Source organism: Vibrio genomosp. F10 str. 9ZD137, assembly GCF_049974785.1.
GTDB lineage: Bacteria > Pseudomonadota > Gammaproteobacteria > Enterobacterales > Vibrionaceae > Vibrio.
The window spans coordinates 1-3,260 of sequence record NZ_JBNGCJ010000873.1; the positions used below are offsets into that span (position 1 = coordinate 1).

Annotated in this window: 2 protein-coding genes; both read right to left on the minus strand. The window is 43.8% G+C overall.

Going from position 1 to position 3,260, the window contains the following annotated elements; genetic code table 11:
* Positions 1 to 374: 374 nt before the first annotated feature.
* Positions 375 to 1,850, minus strand: coding sequence for a peptide MFS transporter (locus ACP45E_RS19595; RefSeq protein ID WP_017039078.1), 1,476 nt, complete (start codon positions 1,848 to 1,850; stop codon positions 375 to 377).
* 306 nt (positions 1,851 to 2,156) lie between these two features.
* Positions 2,157 to 3,260, minus strand: a 1,104-nt coding sequence (locus tag ACP45E_RS19600) for an L-serine ammonia-lyase (protein ID WP_069585452.1), incomplete at its 5' end; no start/stop codon positions are given.

Consider the following 3,260-nt stretch of genomic DNA (forward strand, 5'->3'; position numbering starts at 1 on the left):
TCAATTCCAACAATGTTTGCTCGGTGGAAGGGATAGAGCCTCACCACACGGTTGATTCATTGCATCAGCTTAAAACCATTTTGCTGGGTTAATTCTTCAGATTCTTGGTCACTTTTTCTTTTTTGGTGTGCAATTGCAGCCAATATCATGCTCTATGCCTATACTTTTACGGCATCAGGACAACAGACGCTGTATAACGTTATTCAGGTTCTTGAAAGCGTCTTTTAATGAGCGGTATTGATAGCAGCGTTGTTAGATAAAGGCGTGCATGGTAATGGGATCAAGATGAGCAAATACAATCCATTAAAAAAGCCCTAAGTCAGTAGATTAGGGCTTTTTTCTTACTGGAACCGCGTGTTTATTGAAACAGGTTTTTAGCTCTTTGCTTCTACCAGTTCCGGTTGTTCAGCTTCTTTGGCTGCTGCAAGCATCTTACGAATAATAACCGATGAGATAAATGCAATACCCACCATCACCACGGCTAGAATGGTTAATAGTTGGAAGTAATCGCCATAAACCGTTTGTACGATTTCTTGCGTCAATTCCTGACCTTTTTCCAGTGCGATAGAGGTTGAGAACACTGCTCCTACAATACCACTTAGTGCAATCGCAACAGAGAATAGGCTTACTGAGAAATTTTCGATGTGTTTAGGTGCGACAGAAAGGATAAAGGCCACCACTAAGCTACCAACAATGACTTCTGCAAATGCTTGGAAGAAGTGGATCACTAAGAACACTTCAGGTCGAATAACCACATCTTCACCTACACCCATTACTGCCATGGTTAAAATACCAAATGCGATCGCCGTACAGATAAATGAGAAACCAATCTTGGTGGCCGTCGAGAAGCTGACACCACGCTTTTCAAGTGATGAGAACGTAACCGCAATCACTGGGCCTGCCACTATACACCATAGAGGGTTCATTGCCATTGAGGCCTCTGGTGCGATAGGAATCAAGCCGAATAGGTCGCCACGCATGGTGTTGATGGTTACCATGGTCATGGAGGTCATCATTTGACCATAGTAAACAAAGAAGCATGTGGTTAAGACCACCATGATCAGGATTGTCCCCATTTTTAAGGCGTCAGACTTATTCGCCTTAAGCATTAATGAGATGAAGTACAAAATCGCGGCAGCGCCAATGGCATAAACGATATTTTGACCGATATCCATGTTCGAGAACATAAAGAATACCAAGCCTACCATTGCAGTAGAAAGAGCGAAGAAAGCGACCCAGTTTTTCATTGTTACTGGTGCTTGGTCAATATCGGCGGCAACGCTAACGAGCTGCTTGTTAAAGATAATCAGGGTAATAAACGCAAAGCCCGCCATGACGGCAGATAACATAAAGCTACCGTGAAAACCAATAACCAGCACGAACATCGGGAACAAGTATTGCCCCAATAGCGCACCCACATTGTTCACAGAGTAGTTGACAGGGTAACCATTCTCGAAGTCTTCTTCGCTAGAAAAAGTGCGTTTGTATAAACTTGGGTAAGAAGGAGACATCAATCCGCGAGCGTAACTTGCTAATGCGATACCGACTAAGCTCATTGGAACATTTGTAGTCGATGCGCCAAGGATCAGCAAAATATATCCGATGGAAAACGTGCCGTAAGAAATAGTGAGGGATCGATAGGATCCTAAAAATTTGTCGGCAATGAATCCGCCAGCGATCGCAAACAATGGGCCAATGGATGAAAAGGCACCGACAACCATCATGGTATCGGCTTCACTGTAGCCCAAGTCTTCTAAGAAAAAGCGAGTCAAGATGACCATGACCCCATAGAACGATAGGCCAAACATCATTTGGCAGAACATCATTGATTTATTGAGTTTATTCCACATAAATATCTCATTATTGGTTGATGTATTAGAGTTAACATCTGCCAATTTTATCATTGGTAGTGTGTAATATTTTGACACAATTATCGCAGAATGAGCTTGATAGTCACGACTTTTTCTAATGTTCGCATTCGTTTTACTAATGTGAGTACCGTTATTTCCTTTATATCTATTGAGTAAACGATTGCTTCTAGAGTTAGGGCTGCTAATGAAAACTATGATTTCATTAATGAGTGCTTATGGAGGGGCTGTAATACGAAAAAACGCCCACAGAAGTGGACGTTGATTGAAGAATTAGGGTTGAATCACTTATTCACAAGGCGGCGCTTGATAAATGGTTGCCAAACCGCCTAGTGATGTTTCTCGGTACTTTCTGTTCATGTCCTTCCCTGTTTCATACATCGTCTCAATCACTTTGTCGAGAGAGATTAAACACTTGCTGGTTCGTTTTAGGGCCATACGAGAGGCATTAATCGCTTTCATAGCCCCCATTGCATTACGTTCAATACACGGCACTTGAACAAGCCCCCCGATAGGGTCGCAGGTCATTCCTAAAGAGTGTTCCATCGCAATCTCGGCAGCAATACACATTTGTTCGTTGCTTCCCCCTCTAAGCGCGGTAAGCCCAGCCGCAGCCATGGAAGAAGAAACACCGACTTCACCCTGACAACCGACTTCGGCACCAGAGATAGAGGCATTGGTTTTGTACAAAATCCCAATAGCCCCAGAAACCGCAAGAAAATCTTTAAGCTGCTTAGTGTCGATCTCTTTAATAAATCGATGGTAATACATTAGGACGGCAGGAATCACGCCAGCGGCACCGTTGGTTGGTGAAGTGACCACCTGCCCGCCCGCCGCGTTATCTTCGCTCACCGCAAAGGCAAAAAGGTTCACCCAATCCAAAATTTCCATTGGGTCATGTTCTATTGATGAGTTTGCTTCCAGTTTTTTTAAGAGGTTAGGGGCACGTCGTGTTACGTTCAAGCCGCCTTCTAAAATTCCTTCGGTCTCAAACCCTCGTTGCATACACAAAGACATGACTTTCCAAATTTGGTCTGTTTTGGCGTCAATCTCGTCAGCATCGAAAAACTTCAGTTCATTTTTTAAGATCATGCTGCCAAGGCTCAATCCCAGTTTTTCGGCGGTGTCTAACATTTCTTGCGCAGAGCTGAAAGGGTGATCGACTTCTGTGGGTACAATGCTGCCTTTGTTTTCCAGTTCAGAAGCGGTTGCGATGAACCCCCCACCAATGGAATAGTAAGTTTCAAAAGCCAGCGTCTCTCCGTTTGCATCAAAGGCCGTGATGGTCATGCCGTTTTCGTGAAGCGGTAAATTGGTCGTGTGGAATAAGATATCATCGTTGTAACTAAATTTGATGTTGTGATCACCGGCGATGAGAAGTTGACCTTCATC